This window comes from Nocardioides sp. LS1, assembly GCF_003865225.1.
In the GTDB taxonomy this organism is placed as follows: domain Bacteria; phylum Actinomycetota; class Actinomycetes; order Propionibacteriales; family Nocardioidaceae; genus Nocardioides; species Nocardioides ginsengisegetis.
Genome location: NZ_BIFF01000002.1, coordinates 16650 through 35480 on the forward strand (window position 1 = coordinate 16650; position 18831 = coordinate 35480).

The following is an 18831-nucleotide window of genomic DNA, read 5'->3' on the forward strand; positions in this document are numbered from 1 at the left end:
GAGGTTCACCAGCCACTCCGATGGACGGCTCCCAAAGTCGCCGGCTCTCCCCGCTCTGGCCGGGAGGGCACCGATGATCTCCTGGCTCCTGCTCGGCGCCGCCCTGCTGCTGATCGTGGCGTGCGGGATCTTCGTCGCCGCCGAGTTCGCGTTCGTCACTGTCGACCGCACGCGCGTCGACGCGGCAGCCGCCGAGGGTGACCACGGGGCAGTCGGCGTGCAGCAGGCGCTGCGCACCCTGTCCACCCAGCTCTCCGGCGCCCAGGTCGGCATCACCGTCACCAACCTGGCGATCGGCTTCCTGGCCGAGCCCGCCATCGCCGACCTGATCGACGGTCCGCTCGGCGCGCTGGGCACGCCCGCGGGCGCCGTACGTCCGGTGGCGGTCGGCATCGGACTCGCCCTCGGCACCATCCTCACGATGATCTTCGGCGAGCTCGTGCCCAAGAACCTCGCGCTGGCCAAGCCGATGGAGGTCGCCCGGGCAACGCAGCGCTTCCAGCGCGCGTTCACGGCCGTCAACAAGATCCCCATCCGGGTGCTCAACGGGTCGGCCAACGCGTTTGTGCGCCGCCTCGGCATGGAGCCGCAGGAGGAGCTGCGCTCGGCCCGCAGCTCGACCGAGCTGGCCAGCCTGATCCAGCGCTCGGCCGACCAGGGCACGCTCGACCAGGAGACGGCCGAGCTCATGGAGCGCTCGGTGGAGTTCGGCTCCCGCACGGCCGGCGAGATCATGACCCCGCGCGTGCGCACCACGAGCGTCGAGGTGGGCGACCGCGCCAGCCTCGTCATCGACCTGGCCCGCGAGACCGGCCACTCCCGCTTCCCGGTCTACGACGCCGACGAGAACGTCGTCGGCACCGTCCACGTCAAGAACGCCGTGGCCCTGCCGGTGAACGAGCGGGCGACCACCCGCGTCAAGCACCTGATGGCCAAGCCGATCGTGGTGCCCGACTCGCTGCGCCTCGACCCGCTCATGGCCCTGTTGCGCAAGGACGGCTTCCAGATGGCGATCGTGCTCGACGAGTACGGCGGCCACGCCGGCATCGTGACGCTCGAGGACGTGATCGAGGAGATCGTGGGCGACATCGCCGACGAGCACGACCGCCTCGGCGCCCGGGCGCGCCAGCGCCGCGACTCCTCCTGGTCGCTGTCCGGGCTGCTGCGCCCCGACGAGGTCGAGGACCTGACCGGGATCGAGCTGCCCGACCACGAGGACTACGACACGATCGCGGGGCTGGTGCTGCAGGTGATCGGCCGGATCCCCGAGGTGGGCGACATCGCCGAGGTCCCGGTGCCCGACCACTCCGATCCCGACGAGCCGCGCGAGCAGCTCGCCGTGCTCACCGTCGAGCTCATGGACGGCCTACGCATCGACCGGGTGGGCCTGCGCCTGCACGACGGCGGACACCGGGCCGACGCCGGGGCGGGGGAGTCATGAGCAGCGGTGGCGCGATCGTCGTCGCGATCCTGCTGCTCCTGGGCAACGCGTTCTTCGTGGCGGCCGAGTTCGCCCTGGTCTCCGCCCGGCGCACCCAGATCGAGCCGCGCGCGGAGGCCGGCAACCGCTTCGCGCGGACGACGCTGCGCGCGATGGAGAACATCTCCCTGGTGATCGGCGTCAACCAGCTCGGCATCACGGTCTGCTCGCTGGTCCTGGGTGCGGTCGGCGAGCCGGCCGTCTCCCACCTCCTCGAGCCGGTGCTCCACGCCGCGCACGTCCCCGACGGCTTCCTGCACCCGATCGCGTTCGCGGGGGCCCTGGCGATCGTGGTCTACCTCCACGTGGTGATGGGCGAGATGATCCCCAAGAACATCGCGCTCGCCGGCCCCGACCGCGCCGCGCTCGTGCTCGGCACGCCGATCTGGGCCATCGTCACCGTCCTGCGGCCGGTCATCATCGTCATCAACGCGATCGCGGCGGCGTTCCTGCGGCTGGTCGGCGTACGCCTCATGGACGAGGTGAGCTCGACCTACACCCGCGAGGAGGTCGCCGCGATGGTGGAGGAGTCCCGCGGTGAGGGCCTGCTCGAGGCCGACGAGTACGACCGCCTCGCGGGCGCCCTCGGCTTCACCGAGAAGAACGTGACGTCGGTGCTGATGCCGCCCGACACGCTGACCACCGTCGCCCGCGGCGCGTCCGGTGCCGACGTCGAGGCCATCTGCGCGGCCACCGGCTTCAGTCGCTTCCCGGTGGCCGGTGACGGCGGTGAGCTGCTGGGCTACCTGCACATCAAGGACGTCCTCGAGCCCGACGAGGAGCGCCGCGAGCGGCCCCTCGACGACAAGTGGATCCGGCCGTTCGCGCCGGTCACGTCGGACGACACGCTGCACGAGGCCCTCGAGACCCTGCAGCGTCGCGGTGCGCACATGGCGCGGGTGGTCGACGCCGAGGGGACCACCATCGGCCTCGCCACGCTCGAGGACGTCATCGAGGAGCTGGTCGGCGAGATCCGCGACGCGGCCCATCTCGAGGAGCCGGTCTGAGGTCTGCTGACGCCACCGCGCGGGTGCGCACTCGTGGGCCCGCACCGACGGTTAAGGTGTGCACGCACGACGCTCCAGACACTCCCCATCACACTCCAGAGAACGGCGAACAGGCACCCGTGGCGGACGACTCGACGCGGAACAACCGCGTGTGGACCCTCCCCAACCTGCTCAGCCTGATCCGGCTGGCGGGGGTCCCCGTGTTCCTCTGGCTCGTCCTCGGGCCGGAGGCCGACGGCTGGGCGCTGGGCCTCCTCGTGGTCTCCGGGATCACCGACTTCCTCGACGGCTGGCTGGCGCGCAAGCTCGACCAGACCTCGGTGGTCGGGCAGATCCTCGATCCCGTCGCCGACCGGCTCTACATCCTCGCCGTCGTGGTGGGACTCGCCCTGCGCGACGTCATCCCGTGGTGGACCGCGGTGTCGCTGCCGCTGCGGGACGCGCTGATGTGGGGGCTCGTGCCCCTGCTGCGCACGCGGGGCTACAGCTCACTGCCGGTGCACTTCCTCGGCAAGGCCGCGACGTTCAACCTGCTCTACGCCTTCCCACTGCTCCTGCTCGGCGACGGTGAGGGCATCGTCGCCACCCTCGCCCAGGTCTTCGGCTGGGCGTTCGCCCTGTGGGGCATCGGGCTCTACTGGTGGGCCGGGATCCTCTACGCCTGGCAGGTGCGCAGGCTGCTGGCCACCACCGAACGCCGTACGACGGTCCGCCATGGCTGACGTGCCGGACCCGGCCGTCCGGCCCGCGCCGCAGCTGCCGGCCCGGGTCACCCTGCCCCTGCTGACCCTCATCACCCAGCAGTCGCTGGACGAGGACTACCTCCACGTCGCCGAACGCCGCGCCGCGACGTCGCCGGGGCCGGCCCGGATCCGCCCGCACCGCACCGCGGCGGTGGTGGTCGCCGTGTTCGGGGTGCTCGTGACGACGGCGGCGGTGCAGACCTCGCGCAACGCCAGCGTCAACGACGCGTCCCGGGCGACGCTGATCTCGCAGATCTCCGCCAGGCGCGACTCGGTCTCGCAGCTGCAGGACGACATCGTCGCCCAGCGCGAGCGCAACACGAGGCTGCAGGAGACGCTCGCGCGGACCACCAGCGCGGAGCAGTCCGCGATCACCCGGATGCGCCGGCTCGAGGTCCGCACCGGTTTCGTCCCGGTGAGGGGAGAGGGCGTCCGGATCACGATCGACGACCCGCCGGGGGCCGACGGGACCGAGGCGGTGCGCGACGAGGACCTCGCGCTGCTCGTCGACGGCCTGTGGCAGGCCGGCGCCGAGGCGATCGCGATCAACGGCCAGCGCCTGACCGCCCTGAGCGCCATCCGCAACGCGAGCATCGCCATCCACGTCAACAGCCGGCCGATCTCGCCGCCGTACACCGTCCTGGCCATCGGCGACACCCGCACCCTGCAGGCCAACCTGCTCGACACGACCCACGGGCTCGCGTTCTTCGACGTGGCGCAACAGCTCGGGTTCGTCTACGAGCTGCACAATGAGGACACGCTGTCCCTGCCGGCCGCGCCGGAGCGGCTGCTGCGCCTCCGAGCCGCCAAGGCCGGGACCGCGGCCGACCAGAACAACCACGTCGACGAGGAGAACACGCCGTGATCGCCGCACTCGGGCTGCTCGTGGGCATCGTCCTGGGCCTGATCTTCCAGCCCGACGTCCCGCTGGGACTGGAGCCCTACCTGCCCATCGCCGTCGTGGCCGCCCTCGACGCCGTCTTCGGCGGGCTCCGTGCCTACCTGGACGGCATCTTCGACGACAAGGTCTTCGTCGTCTCCTTCTTCAGCAACGTCGTGATCGCCGCCGCGATCGTCTACCTCGGGGACAAGCTCGGCGTCGGCGGCCAGCTCTCGACCGGCGTCATCGTGGTCCTCGGCATCCGGATCTTCTCCAACGTGGCGGCCATCCGGCGCCACCTCTTCCATGCATGAGCGCGATGACTGACCAGAGCAAGCCACCGGCCGGCCCCCAGGACACCGGACGCCAGCGCCTCACCCAGGCGCTGCGCAAGCCGTCCCGCGCCCAGGCGATCGTCGGCGTGCTCCTGGCCGTCGTGGGCTTCGCGGCCGTCACGCAGGTCCGGGCCAACGAGGTCGACAGCACGTACGCCGGCTACCGCGAGCAGGACCTCATCGACGTGCTCAACGGCCTGGCCGGCACCACCCAGCGCGCCCAGGCGGAGATCTCGCGCCTCGAGGCGACCCGCCAGGACCTGCAGTCCAGCACCGACGCCCGGCAGGCGGCCCTCGACCAGGCCCAGGCTCGCTCGGACACCCTGAACATCCTGGCCGGGCTGGTGCCCGTCACCGGCCCCGGCATCCGGATCACGATCAAGGAGGTCACGGCGCCGGTCAGCACCGACGACATCCTCGACACCATCGAGGAGCTCCGCGCCGCCGGCGCCGAGGCCATGCAGATCAACGGCCAGGTCCGGGTCATCGCGCAGAGCTCGATCCAGGACGCCGAGGGCGGGTTCTACGTGGACGACACGCTCCTGGAGGCGCCGTACGTCATCGACGTCATCGGCGACCCGCACACCCTGGCCGGGGCGCTGTCCTTCCCCGACGGCCCGACACAGCGCTTCGAGGAGTCCGGTGACGAGGTCACCGTCGACGAGCTCAACTCGCTCGACATCGAGGCGGTCCGGCAGCCGGTGCAACCTCAGTACGCCCAGCCCGACCCGAGCCAGTAGCCTGCGCACGTCAGGCGCCACCCGTTCTGCGACAGGAGACCCCTTGTACCCCGACGACCTCAAGTACACCACCGAGCACGAGTGGCTGCGGACGCCCGGTGAGCACGCGGGCTCGGTCCGGATCGGGATCACCCACTACGCCCAGGACGCCCTCGGCGACATCGTCTACGTGTCCCTGCCCGAGGTCGGCGAGACCGTCGAGGCCGGCAGCACCTGCGGCGAGCTGGAGTCGACGAAGTCCGTCAGCGACGTCTACGCGCCCGTGAGCGGCGAGGTCGTCGCCCGCAACGAGTCCCTCGATGCCACGCCCGAGCTGGTCAACAACGACCCGTACGGCGGCGGCTGGCTCTTCGAGGTCGTCCCCACCGACGCGTCCGCGACCGACGAGCTCATGGACGCCGCGGCCTACGAGGCCTCGCTCGAGGCCTGATCGGCGACCACCTCGCCGGGAGCGTCGGCGTGCTTCGCGCGCCCGCCCCGCAGAGGCCCACCGGACTGATAGGTTCGGACCAACCGTCAACCTCTACCCGGCCCTGAGGGTTCAGGCCGGTCGAGGGTGACGACGACCCGACCCGGAGGATGACCGATGCCGTTCTGCACAGCGTGTGGGAAGCAGAACCCCGACGACGCCCGTTTCTGCGCCCAGTGCGGGACGCGACTGGTGTCCGCGGACACGCCCGCGACCCCTGCGCCGCCGTCGGCCGACAACGCCGGGGAGTCCACCGCGACGATCTCGATCTCGGTGGGCGCGGACAAGACCGAGACGTCCGACCGCCAGCTCAACGCCGTGGACGCGGCCGCCGTCGACGCGCTGCCCGTCGGGCACGCGCTCCTGGTCGTGCAGCGGGGCCCGGGCTCCGGCAGCCGGTTCCTCCTCGACGCAGACCAGGTCAACGCCGGGCGCCACCCCGACAGCGAGATCTTCCTCGACGACGTGACGGTCTCGCGTCGGCACGCGGAGTTCAACCGCAGCGGGGACACCTTCACCGTCAGCGACGTGGGCAGCCTCAACGGCACCTACGTCAACCGCGACCGGATCGACAAGGTCCTGCTGAAGGACGGCGACGAGGTGCAGATCGGCAAGTACCGCCTCGTCTTCTTCTCCGGGCACGCGGGCTGACGTTGTCCTCGAGCATGCACCAGCCCGCAGCCACCTCGGGGTCCCGGACGCGGATGAACATCGGCGAGGTGCTCGACCGGCTTCGCCCCGACTTCCCGGGGATCACGATCCCCAAGATCCGCTTCCTCGAGGACAAGGGACTCATCAAGCCCGAGCGCACCGCCGCCGGCTACCGGAAGTTCTCCTCCGACGACGTGGAGCGCCTGCGCTACGTCCTGCGGATGCAGCGCGACCACTACCTGCCGCTGAAGGTCATCGGGGAGCACCTCGACGCCATCGACCGGGGCCTCGAGCCGCCGCCGATCGAGGCGGTCGTGCCGACGGTGCCGCAGGTCGCGCTCGCAGCCGACGGACTGCCCAGCGCCGAGTCGTTCACGCGCCGGGACAACCTGCGCCTCTCGCGGCGTGAGCTGGTCAAGATCGCGGAGATCTCCGAGGACCTGCTCGACCAGCTCGAGCAGTACGCCCTGATCACCCCGCGACCCGGCACCGGCCACTACGACACCGACGCCCTGGTGATCGCCCGGACCGCCCGCGAGCTCGCCGACTTCGGGTTCGAGCCGCGCCACCTCCGGGCCTTCAAGACCGCGGCCGACCGCGAGGTCGGACTGGTCGAGCAGGTCGTCGCACCCCACAAGCGCAGCCGCGACACCGCCGCCAAGGCGCGCGCCGAGGAAGCCGTCAGCGAGATCGCTGCCCTCTCTGTGCGGTTGCACGCCACCCTCGTCAAGACGGGCCTGCGCTCCTCCTGACGCGTGCGTCCGGCGTGGCGCCGGCGTCGCCCGAACGCCCATCACCCAGCGGAGTAGGGTGATCGTGTGCGCGAAGTCGATGTCATGGGAGTCCGGGTCGAGATGCCCTCGAACCAGCCGATCGTGCTGCTGCGCGAGGTGTCGGGGGAGAGGTACCTCCCGATCTGGATCGGGGCGGTCGAGGCCACCGCGATCGCCTTCGCCCAGCAGGGCGTGGTGCCACCGCGACCGCTCACGCACGACCTCATGAAGGACGTCCTCGAGGCGACCGGCAACGAGCTCACCGAGGTGCGCATCACCGACGTCAAGGACGGGGTCTTCTTCGCGACCCTGGTCTTCGGCTCGGGCGCCGAGGTCAGCGCCCGGCCCTCCGACTCCATCGCCCTGGCCCTGCGGACCGGCTCGCGCATCGTGTGCGCCGAGGAGGTCCTCGACGAGGCCGGGCTCGCCGTGCCCGCCGAGCAGGAGGACGAGGTCGAGAAGTTCCGCGAGTTCCTCGACCAAGTCACCCCCGAGGACTTCGAGTCCCTGTAGGGGGAGCCTGAACCATCACCCTCAAGTTGAGGTTGAGGGTTCCGACACGCCGCCGACGTCGTTGACCACCCTCAGGTCGAGGCTTACCTTCTAGATGTCTCTGTTGTAACTCCACTGTTGTGGTGCGCCCACCGCGGGCGCCGCGCGACACTTCCCCCTCGGGAGTTACGGACAACGGAGTAGACCCGCGGAGGACCGTGTGAACGAGAACGAGCAGGAGCTGGGCACCAGCGTCGAGACCGCGAAGGCGGTCGAGGCTGCGGAGGAGCAGGGTCTCCTCTTCAGCGACGACGTGTCGCCGCTCCCGAGTGACACCGGTTACCGGGGTCCCACCGCGTGCAGTGCCGCGGGCATCACCTATCGCCAGCTCGACTACTGGGCCCGCACCGGCCTGATCGAGCCCACCGTGCGCGGCGCCAAGGGCTCCGGCTCGCAGCGCCTCTACAGCTTCCAGGACATCCTGCTGCTCAAGGTCGTCAAGCGCCTGCTCGACGCCGGGATCTCGCTGCAGCAGATCCGCACCGCCGTCCAGCACCTCCGCCAGCGTGGCACCGAGGACCTCACCCGCGTCACGCTGATGAGCGACGGCGTCTCGGTCTACGAGTGCACGAGCAACGACGAGATCATCGACCTCCTCCAGGGTGGCCAAGGCGTGTTCGGCATCGCCATCGGCGGCGTGTGGCAGGAGATCGAGGGCACCCTCGCGGAGCTGCCCAGCGAGCGCACCGCCGAGGACGACGCCCCGTCGGCCAGCGACGAGCTCGCGGCGCGTCGTGCCGCCCGCCAGACCGGCTGATCACCGGGTTCCCAGCACTCTCACAACGGTCCGTCGCCCTCGTGGCGGCGGGCCGTTGTCGCGTTCCCTGCTAGATTGGCGCTGCTGACAATCCCGCACGGGAGAGTCTTCGCCCGGTGGCCAGCGGCCTCCGGAGCGGAGCGCCGAAGGGGCAATTCCTCCCCGGAACCTCTCAGGCGCCCGGACCGTGCGGACGAGGCAACTCTGGAGATCGCCCCCCGCACCGGGGAGCCGGACGACAGAGGGGGAGGCGACCCGATCGACCGCTGATCCGAGGAGCCACCCGTGTCCGACGCCCCCCGCCACCCGGGACAGTCGCTGTCCGAGCTCGACGGCGCACTGCCGTTCGTCGAGCGCCACATCGGGCTGCGCCCCGACGACGAGACCGCGATGCTCAAGCACCTGGGCTTCGCCTCGCTCGAGGCGCTCATGGAGGCGGCCGTGCCCGGCGGCATCCGCGCCGCCGCCGAGCTGGACCTGCCGGCCCCGCTGACTGAGGAGGCGGCCGCCCGCGAGCTGCGCGCCATCGCCGCGGCCAACCGGCCGGGGGAGACGATGATCGGCCTGGGCTACCACGGCACGATCACGCCGCCCGTCGTCCGGCGCAACGTGCTCGAGGACCCGAGCTGGTACACCGCCTACACGCCGTACCAGCCGGAGATCTCGCAGGGCCGCCTCGAGGCCCTCATCAACTTCCAGACCGTCATCGGCGACCTCACCGGACTCCCGACGGCCAACGCGTCGCTGCTCGACGAGGGCACCGCGGCCGCGGAGGCCATGACGCTGGTGCGCCGCGGCAACCGAAAGGCGTCCGGTCCCTTCGTCATCGACGCCGACGCCCTGCCCCAGACCATCGACGTCGTGCGCACCCGCGCCGAGGCGATGGGCATCGACGTGGTCGTCGCCGACCTGACCGACGGACTGCCCGACGGTGAGCTGTGCGGCGTCCTGGTGCAGTACCCCGGCGCGTCCGGCCGGGTGCTGGACCCCCGCCCCGTCATCGAGGCGGTCCACGAGCGCAACGGGCTCGCGGTCGTCGCGGCCGACCTGCTCGCGCTCACCCTGCTGGAGTCGCCGGGCCAGCTCGGCGCCGACGTCGTGGTGGGCTCCTCGCAGCGCTTCGGTGTGCCGCTGTTCTACGGCGGCCCGCACGCCGGCTTCATGGCGGTCGCCGCCGGGCTCGAGCGGCACCTGCCGGGTCGCCTGGTGGGTGTCTCCGTCGACGCCGAGGGCCGGCCCGCCTACCGGCTCGCGCTGCAGACCCGCGAGCAGCACATCCGCCGGGACAAGGCGACGTCCAACATCTGCACCGCCCAGGTCCTGCTGGCGGTCGTGGCCTCCATGTACGCCGTCTACCACGGCCCCGACGGCCTGAGGGCGATCGCGACCCGCGCCCACCGCTACGCCGCGGTGCTCGCCGCGGCCCTCGCCGACGGCGGCGTGGAGGTCGAGCACGGGCACTTCTTCGACACCCTGACCGTGTCGGTGCCCGGCCGTGCGGCCGAGGTCGTCGCCGCGGCCCGCGCCTACGGCCTGCAGCTGCGCCTCGTCGACGCCGACCGGGTCGGCATCTCCACCTCCGAGACCACCACCCGGTCCACGGTCACCAGTGTCCTGAAGGCCTTCGGCGTGGGCGGCGACATCGCCGCCCTCGACGCGGCCACTCCGGACGCCCTGCCCGAGCCGCTGCGTCGTACGACCGAGTTCCTCACCCACGAGGTCTTCTCGACCCACCACAGCGAGACCGCGATGCTGCGCTACCTGCGGCGCCTCTCGGCCCGCGACTACGCGCTCGACCGCGGCATGATCCCGCTGGGCTCGTGCACGATGAAGCTCAACGCGACCACGGAGATGGAGCCGGTGTCGCTGCCCGGCTTCGCCGACCTGCACCCCTTCGCCCCGGCGGAGGACGCCGCGGGCTACCGCCAGCTCGTCGACGAGCTCGAGGGCTGGCTGGCCGAGGTGACCGGCTACGACCGCGTCTCGATCCAGCCCAACGCCGGCTCTCAGGGTGAGCTCGCCGGGCTCCTGGCGATCCGCGGCTACCACCTCGCCAACGGCGACGCCGGGCGCAACGTGTGCCTGATCCCGTCGTCGGCCCACGGCACCAACGCCGCCTCCGCAGTGATGGCCGGCATGAAGGTGGTCGTGGTCAAGGCTGCCGACGACGGCGCGGTCGACCTCGACGACCTGCGTGCCCAGTGCGACAAGCACGCCGAGGACCTGGCCGCCATCATGGTCACCTACCCCTCGACGCACGGCGCCTACGAGGACACCATCACGCAGCTCTGCGAGATCGTGCACGCCCACGGTGGCCAGGTCTACGTCGACGGCGCCAACCTCAACGCGCTGCTCGGCTACGCCAAGCCGGGCGAGTTCGGCGGCGACGTCTCGCACCTGAACCTCCACAAGACCTTCTGCATCCCGCACGGTGGCGGCGGTCCCGGCGTCGGCCCGGTGGCGGTGCGCGCGCACCTCGCGCCGTTCCTGCCCTCGCACGCGATGCACCCCGAGGAGGCCAAGCGGTCGGGCATCGGCCCGATCAGCGCCGCACCCTACGGGTCCGCCGGCATCCTGCCGATCTCGTGGGCCTACATCCGGCTCATGGGGGCAGCGGGCCTGACCCGCGCGACGGCGACCGCCGTCCTCTCGGCCAACTACATCGCCGCGCGCCTCGGGGAGCACTACCCGGTGCTCTACAAGGGCCACGGCGGCCTGGTCGCCCACGAGTGCATCCTGGACGTCCGGGGCCTGACCAAGGACACCGGCGTGAGCGTCGACGACGTGGCCAAGCGCCTCATCGACTACGGCTTCCACGCGCCGACCATGTCGTTCCCCGTTGCGGGCACCCTGATGGTCGAGCCCACGGAGTCCGAGGACCTCGCCGAGATCGACCGCTTCTGCGACGCGATGATCGCGATCAAGGCGGAGATCGACCGCGTGGGCGCGGGCGAGTGGAGCCCTGAGGACTCGCCGCTCCGCGGTGCCCCGCACACCTCGCGCGCGCTGGTCGGCGACTGGGACCGGCCCTACTCCCGCGAGCTCGCGGTCTTCCCGACCGGCATCGACCCGGACAAGTACTGGCCGCCGGTCGCGCGGATCGACCAGGCCTACGGCGACCGCAACCTCGTGTGCGCCTGCCCGCCGCCGGAGGCCTTCGCCGAGTGACCGGCCGGCTGCAGGCGTGCGTCGAGGGCTACCAGGCGACCGGCCGGCTGCCGTCGGTCGTCGCCGGCGTGCTGCGCCGGGGAGAGCTGGTCGAGGTCGCCGGGGCCGGTGACGTGCCGGGGCCGGACCCGGCGGACGTGCAGTACCGCATCGGGTCGATCACCAAGACCTTCGTCGCCGTCGCGGTGCTGCAGTGCGTGGCCGACGGGTTGCTCGCCCTCGAGGACCGGATCGGCGCTGTCGTGCCCGGCACGGGCTACGCCGACGCGACCGTCGCCGGGTTGCTGGGCCACGTGTCCGGGATGCAGAGCGAACCGGTCGGTCCGTGGTGGGAGCGGTCCCCGGGCGTGAGCCTGGACGACCTGCTGGCCGCCAACGACGGCACCGGTGCGGTGGCCGGCCCGGGGGAGTACTTCCACTACAGCAACCTCGGCTTCGCCCTCCTCGGTGAGGCGGTCGCCCGGCTGCGCGGGCAGTCCTGGTGGGCCGTCACCCGGAGCCGCATCCTCGAGCCGCTCGGCATGGGGCGCACGACGTACCTCCCGGTGGGCGCCTCCGCCCAGGGCTTCAGCGTGGGGCACTTCGACGGGACCCTGACCCGCGAGCCGCACCAGGACACCGGGGCGATGGCACCGGCCGGACAGGCGTGGAGCACGGTGCAGGACCTGGCCGCCTGGGGGCGCTTCCTGACCCAGGGCGACCCCCGGGTGCTCGACCTCGACGACCTCCGGGACGCCTACCGCCCGGGCCAGGGCGACTACGGCCTCGGCTTCCGGGTGGTGGAGGCGCACGGCCGACGGCTCGTCGGTCACACCGGCTCCATGCCGGGCTTCCTCGCCAGCCTCTTCGTCGACCCCGGGACCGGCGACGGCTCGGTGCTGCTGACCAACGCCACGACCGGACTGGTGACCGACGCCGTGCCGGCGCGGTTGCTGGGCGACGGGCCGGTCGAGCCGTCGGCGCCGTGGACACCGACGGTGCGCGTGCCCGACGCCCTGGCCGGCGTGCCCGGCGTGTGGTTCTGGGGCAACACGGCCTTCGAGCTGCGCTGGCACGACGAGCGGCTCGAGGTGCACAGCCTCGCGCTGCAGAACCGGCAGGACGTCTTCGAGGTCCAAGGCGACCGGGTGGTCGGCGTCGCCGGCTACCACCGGGGCGAGACGCTCCACGTCGTACGTCGTGGCGACGGCTCCGTCTCGCACCTGGACTGCGCGACGTTCGTCTACACGCGGACCCCCTACGACCCCGAGGTCGAGATCCCCGGCGGGCATCCCGCCTGAGCGCGGGACGGGCGCGGCCCGCCCGTCACTCGATGTCGGTCTTCGTGGTGGTGAGGTCGTAGAAGAAGGCCGTGCCGCAGGCCAGCGGCACGGTGCGGTGCCGCCACGTCAGGGTCAGGTCCTTCGACAGCTTGCGGTGGAAGCCGTCGACCACGACGTGCTGGCCGGCGTCGTCGAACTCGTCGTGGACGGCGATCCGCTTGCCGTAGCGGGCGGCGTGGCCCTCGACGACGGCACGCTTGCCGCCGACCCGGAGGGCGCCGTACACCTGCTTGTCCTCGATGAACCCGCCGGCGACCTCCCGGCTGTTGCCGACCTGGTCGTCGCCGTCGCCGATGACGACCTGGATGACGTTGGCGTAGACGTTGTTCTCGTAGAGGCTGGCGTAGACGGGCTTGCCCTTGATCGTGCCGGTGCACTCGATGACGTTGCCCCGCTCGTGCGTGGTGGTGGTCGTCTGGGCGTGGGCGGCCGGAGCGAGGGACGTGCCGAGCGTGGCGACCGCGAGGGCGCCGAGGGCGAGCTGGGTGGTGCGCATGGTGGGGGTCCTCCTTGGTCGGTCCTGCAGTCGTGTCCTGCGGGGTTGTGCGGGGTATACGCACGACGGCCCGGCCCGGTTGCACGACGCAGGATGATGGAGGGGTGAGCGCCGTCCTGAAGGTCGTCCGGGCCCGACTCGCGGCGCACACCGACGCCCTCGCCGGGGCCGACAGGGCGATGCGCGCGGGCGACGCCGAGGGCGTGCACGACGCCCGGGTGGCCTGCCGCCACCTGCGGGCCGACCTTGCGACGTTCCGCACCGTCCTGGACCGGGCACGCACGGAGCCGGTGCGCGACGAGCTGGCGTGGCTGGTACGCGCGCTGTCGGCTGCGCGGGACGCGCACGTCGTCCACGCCCGGCTGGCCCACCTCGCCGACCACGAGCTGGCGGTGCACGTCGTCGGCCCGGTGCGTGACCGGCTCGACCTGAGCTATGCCGCGGCCCTGGCGGGCGCCGAGGAGGACGTGCAGTCGACGCTGGCCTCGGAGCGGTACGCCGCGGTGGTCGCTGCGCTCGAGTCCTGGCGCAGCGACCCGCCGTGGGCGCCGGGGGCGAAGGCGGTCACCGCCGCCGACCTCGAGCCGGAGCTGCGGCGTCACTGGAGCCGGCTGGTGCACCGCGCCGACCTGGTCGCCGGGGCCGAGGACCGGGACCGGGCCCTGCACGACGTGCGGAAGGCGGCCAAGCGGCTGCGTTACGCCGCCGAGGCCGGCGACGAGCTGTGGGGGGACGAGGCGCGCGAGCTCGCCCGGACCGCCAAGGGCCTGACCCAGGCGCTCGGGGACCACCAGGACACCGTCGTCACCCGCCTTGCCCTCGAGACGCTCGCCGCGGACGCACGCGCCGACGGGGACAGCGACTTCACGTTCGGCCGGTTGCACGCCCGCGAGCAGGCGCGCGCCCTCGAGGCCGACCAGGAGTTCGTGCGCCGGTGGCGCCGGGCCCGCCGGCACCACGGATGACGCGCCCGGCGATACCTACATCGCCTGGGAGACGCTCGACATGTTGAAGTCCGGGACCCGCAGCGCGGGGGTGGCGGTGCGCGAGAAGTAGTCGTCGCCCCACTCGCGGCTGAAGCTCGGCACCGTGGCGCTCGCGTGGGAGAACCGGTTGAGCAGGTCGACCGGGCTCTCGTTGAACCGGTAGTTGTTGACCGCGCCGGTGATCTCGCCGTTCTCCACGAGGTAGACCCCGTCGCGGGTCAGTCCGGTCAACAGCAGCGTCTGCTCGTCGACCGCCCGGATGTACCAGAGGCAGGTGAGCAGCAGGCCGCGCTCGGTGCCGGCGACCAGGTCGTCGACCGAGCCCTGGCCGCCGTCCACGTCGAGGACCAGGTTGTCGACCATCGGCGTGACCGGCTGCTGGGTCATCGCGGCCGAGTGCCGGGTCTGCAGCAGCGAGGTCAGCTCGCCGTCGCGGATCCAGTCGGTCCGGCCGAGCGGCAGCCCGTTGTCGAAGACGGAGCTCTCGTTGCCCGAGGCGCTGGCGGTGACGAACGGGGCACACGCGAGTCCGGGATAGCTCGGGTCGGAGAAGAGGTTGACCCCCGGCTTGGCGATCCGGTCGCCGATGCGGGTGCCGACGCCGCGCTTGGAGTAGACCGACTGCCCCTCGTGGGCGACCCGGGCACCGGCGTACCAGTAGGCGTCGATCATCAGGTCGGCGACGGCGGTCGGCGGCAGGATCGTGTCGTAGCGACCGGCGGGCAGGTCGACACGCCGCGACCCCCACCCGAGCCGCTGGGCGACGGTCTGCTCCATCGCCAGGGCGTCGACGTCGGAGAAGTCGCGGGTGGCGCCGCCGACCCAGGCGCTCTGGCTGAGGTCGGCCGTCTTGCCCGTGCAGGCGTAGTGGCCGGTCGGCTGGACGTGACGCAGGCGGAGGCCGGTCGTCGAGCCGAGGTAGGTCGTCACGACCTCGTGGTTGACGAAGCCGTAGAGCACCCGACCCGCGCCCGAGGCGCGGCCGAACGCCTCGCCCAGGGCCGGCGCGAAGGCGTCGTACACGTGGATGTCGGTGGCCCCGGGCGCCTCGTCCCAATCGGCGGCCGCGTCGCCGGTCACGAGGTCGCTGGCGTCCTCGGCCGGCGATCCGGCACGGGCTGCGGCGTCGGCGGCCTCGACCAGGGCGGTCACCTGTGCCTGCGAGCTCGCGCTGCCGGACACCGACCCGGTCGAGACCCCCTCGGAGCTCCGGACGAACGAGATGACCGTGACGCTGACGGCGTGCATCACGCCGTTGGTGGTCAGGGTGTTGTTGGCCCAGCGCAGGTTGGCGCTGGTGGCGTTGCGGAGGATGACGATGCAGTCGTCGGCCGTCGACGTGGCGACGCCGTGGTCGACGAGGGACTGCGGGGTCATCACGAGCGACTGGCGCGGGGACTGGGTGCTCATCAGTGGCCTGCCTCGTCGTTGGTGTTGAGGATGCGGACGTTGCGGAACAGCGACGTCGGGCAGCCGTGGCTGACGCTGGCGACCTGGCCGGGCTGGGCCTTGCCGCAGTTGAACGCGCCGCCCAGCACCCAGGTCTCCGGGCCGCCGACGGCCTCCATGGAGTTCCAGAAGTCCGTCGTGGTGGCCTGGTAGGCGACGTCGCGGACCTGGCCGACCAGCTCGCCGTCGGTGATCGTGTAGAACCGCTGGCCGGTGAACTGGAAGTTGAAGCGCTGCATGTCGATCGACCAGCTCTTGTCGCCGACGACGTAGAGGCCACGCTCGACCCGGCTGATCAGCTCCTCGGTGCTCGGCCCGTCCGGAGCCGGCTGGAGCGAGACGTTGGCCATCCGCTGGATCGGGATGTGCCCGGGGGAGTCGGCGTAGGCGCAGCCGTTGGAGCGGCCACCGTTGAGCTCGGGCTTCATGTGGCCCATCGCCCGGTCGAGCTGGTAGCCCACGAGGACGCCGTCGCGCACGATGTCCCAGCTCTGGGTCTCGACGCCCTCGTCGTCGTAGCCGATCGACGCGAGGCCGTGCTCGACGGTGCGGTCGCCGGTGACGTTCATGACGCCGGAGCCGTACTGCAGCGTGTTGAGCTTGTCGTACGTCGCGAACGAGGTGCCGGCGTAGTTGGCCTCGTAGCCGAGCGCGCGGTCCAGCTCGGTGGCGTGCCCGATGGACTCGTGGATGGTCAGCCACAGGTTGGACGGGTGGATGACCAGGTCGTAGGTGCCGGCCTCGACGCTGGGCGCCTTGAGCTTCTCGGCCAGGAGCTCGGGCACCTGCTCGATCTCGTCGTCCCAGTCGTAGAGCGCCTTGTCGGTGAGGTACTCCCAGCCACGCCCTGCCGGCGGAGCGATGCTCGCCATCGAGTCGAAGGTGTCGGCACCGGCGCCCATGGCCTCGAAGGCGGGGTGCAGGCGGACCCGCTGCTGGGTGGTGCGTGTGCCGGCGAGGTCGGCGTAGTACTTGTTCTCCTGCACCTGCTCGAGCGACGCCGAGGCGTGGTCCACGGCTGCTCCGGTGCGGAGCCGGTTGGTCCAGTCGATGAGCACCTCGGCCTTCTCGGCCGTGGGCACCTCGAGCGCGTTGACCTCGTAGGGACTGATCCAGGTGACGTCGTCGTACACCGGCTCGGGAGCGATCTCGACCGGGGAGCTGGTCATCTCCGCGGCGACCAGGGCGACGGCCACGGCGGAGTCGGCGAGCCGCACCGCCTCGTCCGTGGTGAGCACGACGCCGGACGCGAAGCCCCACGCGCCGCGATGGATGACCCGCACGGCGAAGCCGAGGTCCTCCCGGTCGCTGGCACCCTGCAGGACGCCGTCGCGGACGCCGAGGTGCTGGTAGCGGACCCGCTCGAAGCGGAAGTCGGCGTGGGTGACCCCGAGCTCCCGCGCACGCGCGAGGGCGGCATCGCCGAGCTCGCGGTAGGGGAGTGAGGTGAAGGTCGGATCGAGGCCGGAACCACTCATGGACGGGAACCTATCCGATGGGCGCCACCCGATTTCCCAGCGAAACGGACTCGGTAGGGTGCCCATCATGAATTCTCCCGCCTGGTTGGGCATCGGCGCGCAGCGATCGGGCACGACGTGGTTCACCGACCTGCTGACGCAACACCCGCAGGTCGGGCTCGGCACCAACGGCAAGAAGGAGCAGCAGCTCCTGCACAAGCTGGCCGACGACCGGATCACCCCGGCGGAGTACCTCGACCTGTTCCCGTCCGACGGCATCCACCGTGGTGACTGGACCCCGCAGTACCTCCGGCACGCGTCGTGCCCCGCGGGCGCCGCGCGGCACGTCCCGGACGCCCCGATCCTGGTGCTGCTGCGCGACCCGGTGGAGCGCTTCCGCTCCTCGATGCGGCTCGCGGCCACGCGCGGCAAGTCGTGGCCCTACCCGGTCCCGATCACCGTCCAGACCTGGAGCGGCTTCTACGCCGACCAGCTCGACGCCTGGGCCTCCCAGGTCGGCCGCGACCGGATGCACGTGATGGTCTACGAGAACATCCGGAAGGACCCCCAGGCCGCGGTCGACACCGTGTGGGGCCTGATCGGCGTCGACCCGGTGCCGCTGCAGGAGGTCGAGCGCGAGTCCGGGTCGTCGTCGAAGGCGGAGTGGGACTGGACCCCGGGGCTCAAGGAGTCCCTGCAGGTGATGTACCGGCCGCAGGCCCGGCGCCTCGCCGACGACTGGGGCCTCGACGTGTCGTCCTGGGGCCTGACCGACTGAGGCAGTCGGACACCCCTCACCTGACCGTCCCGCGGGCCACCCATGCACTGGCGGTGGCGGTGAACGGACCGCGCGGCAGCCGGGCCCGGCAGGCCTCGAGGAGCGCCTCCTTGCCGTCGTCGTCCAGACCGGCCACGTAGGCACCGGCCGGCCCCACCCCCAGGGTGTACGGCGCCCACCACGCGTCGACGTCGTCGTAGTGCCGCTCGACGTCGTGGCGGGTCTCCTCGACCCGGCCCAGGCCGGCGGCGCGGAGCAGCTCGCCGAGGTGTCCGGCGTTGACGCCTGCGTAGTCGCGCTCGCCGGGGTTGTCCGGGTCGAGCGACTGCACGGCCTCGAAGAACGTCGAGAGGGGTCCGCGGCCGCCCCCGTGGTCCCAGACGCTGGCGGCCACGACCCCACCGGGACGGGTCACCCGCGCCATCTCGGCCAGACCCGCGACCGGGTCGGTCATGAAGTGCACGACCAGCTGGGCCAGGGCGTGGTCGACCTCCCCGTCGTCGAGCGGCAACGACTCCGCCCCGGCTTCGGCGACCCGGACGCCCGGGAAACGATCCGCCGTGGCGGCCACGAACGACGGTGACGGGTCGACGGCGACGACGTGGTCCGCGCCGAGGAGGTCGACCAGCGGCCGGGTGAGGATGCCGGGACCGCACCCGACGTCGAGCACGGTCTGGCCGGGCCGCACGCCGGCGTACGCGATGAGCTGGGGCGCCAGCCCGGTCGACCAGGCACCCATGAACCGCTCGTAGGACTCGGCGGCGACGTCGAAGGTCACGGATCGAAAC

Annotated in this window: 19 protein-coding genes and 1 riboswitch; of the genes, 15 read left to right on the forward strand and 4 right to left on the reverse strand. The window is 71.9% G+C overall.

Translation table 11 applies throughout. From position 1 onward, the window contains the following. Nucleotides 1-73: 73 nt before the first annotated feature. The 13 genes from EJF31_RS04820 to EJF31_RS04880 all read left to right on the forward strand — a co-directional run bounded on the left by EJF31_RS04820 (nt 74) and on the right by EJF31_RS04880 (nt 12835). The gene (locus EJF31_RS04820) at nt 74-1441 is read left to right on the forward strand and encodes a hemolysin family protein (RefSeq protein WP_125036003.1); all 1368 of its coding nucleotides are present in this window, start codon (nt 74-76) and stop codon (nt 1439-1441) included. Further along, nucleotides 1438-2487, forward strand: coding sequence for a hemolysin family protein (locus EJF31_RS04825; RefSeq protein WP_125036004.1), 1050 nt, complete (start codon nt 1438-1440; stop codon nt 2485-2487). Before EJF31_RS04820 ends, EJF31_RS04825 begins: the two co-directional genes overlap by 4 nt. 119 nt (nt 2488-2606) lie before the next feature. Next, nucleotides 2607-3209: a CDP-alcohol phosphatidyltransferase family protein gene (locus EJF31_RS04830; RefSeq protein ID WP_125036005.1), complete on the forward strand. Its 603-nt coding sequence runs from the start codon at nt 2607-2609 to the stop codon at nt 3207-3209. After that, nucleotides 3202-4095: a DUF881 domain-containing protein gene (locus tag EJF31_RS04835; protein ID WP_125036006.1), complete on the forward strand. Its 894-nt coding sequence runs from the start codon at nt 3202-3204 to the stop codon at nt 4093-4095. The genes EJF31_RS04830 and EJF31_RS04835 overlap by 8 nt, the downstream gene beginning before the upstream one ends. After that, a complete protein-coding gene (locus EJF31_RS04840; RefSeq protein ID WP_125036007.1) occupies nt 4092-4424 on the forward strand; it encodes a small basic family protein in 333 nt (110 codons plus the stop codon). Before EJF31_RS04835 ends, EJF31_RS04840 begins: the two co-directional genes overlap by 4 nt. Nucleotides 4425-4429: 5 nt before the next feature. After that, the gene (locus tag EJF31_RS04845; protein ID WP_125036008.1) at nt 4430-5185 is read left to right on the forward strand and encodes a DUF881 domain-containing protein; all 756 of its coding nucleotides are present in this window, start codon (nt 4430-4432) and stop codon (nt 5183-5185) included. A 43-nt stretch (nt 5186-5228) separates the two neighbouring features. Continuing rightward, nucleotides 5229-5615, forward strand: a complete 387-nt coding sequence (gcvH, locus tag EJF31_RS04850) for a glycine cleavage system protein GcvH (RefSeq protein ID WP_125036009.1) — start codon at nt 5229-5231, stop codon at nt 5613-5615. A 156-nt stretch (nt 5616-5771) separates the two neighbouring features. Further along, the gene (locus tag EJF31_RS04855; protein ID WP_125036010.1) at nt 5772-6305 is read left to right on the forward strand and encodes an FHA domain-containing protein; all 534 of its coding nucleotides are present in this window, start codon (nt 5772-5774) and stop codon (nt 6303-6305) included. A 14-nt stretch (nt 6306-6319) separates the two neighbouring features. Then, complete coding sequence (locus tag EJF31_RS04860; RefSeq protein WP_185736145.1) at nt 6320-7057, forward strand: MerR family transcriptional regulator; 738 nt, start codon at nt 6320-6322, stop codon at nt 7055-7057. Nucleotides 7058-7123: 66 nt separating this feature from the next. Then, nucleotides 7124-7591: a bifunctional nuclease family protein gene (locus EJF31_RS04865; protein WP_125036011.1), complete on the forward strand. Its 468-nt coding sequence runs from the start codon at nt 7124-7126 to the stop codon at nt 7589-7591. A gap of 199 nt (nt 7592-7790) precedes the next feature. Then, nucleotides 7791-8387 (forward strand): MerR family transcriptional regulator, encoded by a 597-nt coding sequence (locus tag EJF31_RS04870; RefSeq protein WP_125036012.1) that lies wholly within the window; start codon nt 7791-7793, stop codon nt 8385-8387. A gap of 88 nt (nt 8388-8475) precedes the next feature. Continuing rightward, nucleotides 8476-8585, forward strand: a riboswitch (glycine riboswitch). Between the two features lie 192 nt (nt 8586-8777). Continuing rightward, complete coding sequence (gene gcvP, locus EJF31_RS04875) at nt 8778-11555, forward strand: aminomethyl-transferring glycine dehydrogenase (protein WP_373994715.1); 2778 nt, start codon at nt 8778-8780, stop codon at nt 11553-11555. Beyond that, nucleotides 11552-12835 carry a serine hydrolase gene (locus EJF31_RS04880; RefSeq protein ID WP_125036014.1) on the forward strand — a complete coding sequence of 428 codons (1284 nt, stop codon included), beginning with the start codon at nt 11552-11554 and terminating at the stop codon, nt 12833-12835. The genes gcvP and EJF31_RS04880 overlap by 4 nt, the downstream gene beginning before the upstream one ends. A gap of 25 nt (nt 12836-12860) precedes the next feature. Here EJF31_RS04880 and EJF31_RS04885 read toward each other — a convergent pair whose 3' ends face one another. Next, nucleotides 12861-13373: a hypothetical protein gene (locus EJF31_RS04885; RefSeq protein WP_125036015.1), complete on the reverse strand. Its 513-nt coding sequence runs from the start codon at nt 13371-13373 to the stop codon at nt 12861-12863. 104 nt (nt 13374-13477) lie between these two features. Between EJF31_RS04885 and EJF31_RS04890 the strand changes: the two genes are divergently transcribed. Further along, complete coding sequence (locus EJF31_RS04890) at nt 13478-14338, forward strand: CHAD domain-containing protein (RefSeq protein WP_125036016.1); 861 nt, start codon at nt 13478-13480, stop codon at nt 14336-14338. Between the two features lie 15 nt (nt 14339-14353). Here the strand turns inward: EJF31_RS04890 and EJF31_RS04895 are convergent, their stop codons facing one another. Both EJF31_RS04895 and EJF31_RS04900 read right to left on the reverse strand, forming a co-directional pair. After that, nucleotides 14354-15769 (reverse strand): metallopeptidase TldD-related protein, encoded by a 1416-nt coding sequence (locus EJF31_RS04895; protein WP_125036017.1) that lies wholly within the window; start codon nt 15767-15769, stop codon nt 14354-14356. After that, nucleotides 15769-17286: a TldD/PmbA family protein gene (locus EJF31_RS04900; protein WP_125036018.1), complete on the reverse strand. Its 1518-nt coding sequence runs from the start codon at nt 17284-17286 to the stop codon at nt 15769-15771. The genes EJF31_RS04895 and EJF31_RS04900 overlap by 1 nt, the downstream gene beginning before the upstream one ends. Nucleotides 17287-17353: 67 nt before the next feature. On the opposite strand from EJF31_RS04900, the gene EJF31_RS04905 reads away from it, so the two are divergent. Continuing rightward, nucleotides 17354-18043 carry a sulfotransferase gene (locus tag EJF31_RS04905; protein ID WP_185736146.1) on the forward strand — a complete coding sequence of 230 codons (690 nt, stop codon included), beginning with the start codon at nt 17354-17356 and terminating at the stop codon, nt 18041-18043. A 16-nt stretch (nt 18044-18059) separates the two neighbouring features. Here the strand turns inward: EJF31_RS04905 and EJF31_RS04910 are convergent, their stop codons facing one another. Next, a complete protein-coding gene (locus EJF31_RS04910) occupies nt 18060-18821 on the reverse strand; it encodes a class I SAM-dependent methyltransferase (protein ID WP_125036020.1) in 762 nt (253 codons plus the stop codon). Between the last annotated feature and the right edge of the window lie 10 nt (nt 18822-18831).

What these genes read in the sequence shown, in the direction of transcription:
- EJF31_RS04855 (WP_125036010.1), top strand. Translation starts at nt 5,772, where the DNA reads ATGCCGTTCTGCACAGCGTGTGGGAAGCAGAACCCCGACGACGCCCGT.
- EJF31_RS04860 (WP_185736145.1), top strand. Translation starts at nt 6,320, where the DNA reads ATGCACCAGCCCGCAGCCACCTCGGGGTCCCGGACGCGGATGAACATC.
- EJF31_RS04825 (WP_125036004.1), top strand. Translation starts at nt 1,438, where the DNA reads ATGAGCAGCGGTGGCGCGATCGTCGTCGCGATCCTGCTGCTCCTGGGC.
- EJF31_RS04835 (WP_125036006.1), top strand. Translation starts at nt 3,202, where the DNA reads ATGGCTGACGTGCCGGACCCGGCCGTCCGGCCCGCGCCGCAGCTGCCG.
- EJF31_RS04820 (WP_125036003.1), top strand. Translation starts at nt 74, where the DNA reads ATGATCTCCTGGCTCCTGCTCGGCGCCGCCCTGCTGCTGATCGTGGCG.
- EJF31_RS04885 (WP_125036015.1), bottom strand. Translation starts at nt 13,373, where the DNA reads ATGCGCACCACCCAGCTCGCCCTCGGCGCCCTCGCGGTCGCCACGCTC.
- EJF31_RS04845 (WP_125036008.1), top strand. Translation starts at nt 4,430, where the DNA reads ATGACTGACCAGAGCAAGCCACCGGCCGGCCCCCAGGACACCGGACGC.
- EJF31_RS04905 (WP_185736146.1), top strand. Translation starts at nt 17,354, where the DNA reads ATGAATTCTCCCGCCTGGTTGGGCATCGGCGCGCAGCGATCGGGCACG.
- EJF31_RS04895 (WP_125036017.1), bottom strand. Translation starts at nt 15,769, where the DNA reads ATGAGCACCCAGTCCCCGCGCCAGTCGCTCGTGATGACCCCGCAGTCC.
- gcvP (WP_373994715.1), top strand. Translation starts at nt 8,778, where the DNA reads ATGCTCAAGCACCTGGGCTTCGCCTCGCTCGAGGCGCTCATGGAGGCG.
- EJF31_RS04900 (WP_125036018.1), bottom strand. Translation starts at nt 17,286, where the DNA reads ATGAGTGGTTCCGGCCTCGATCCGACCTTCACCTCACTCCCCTACCGC.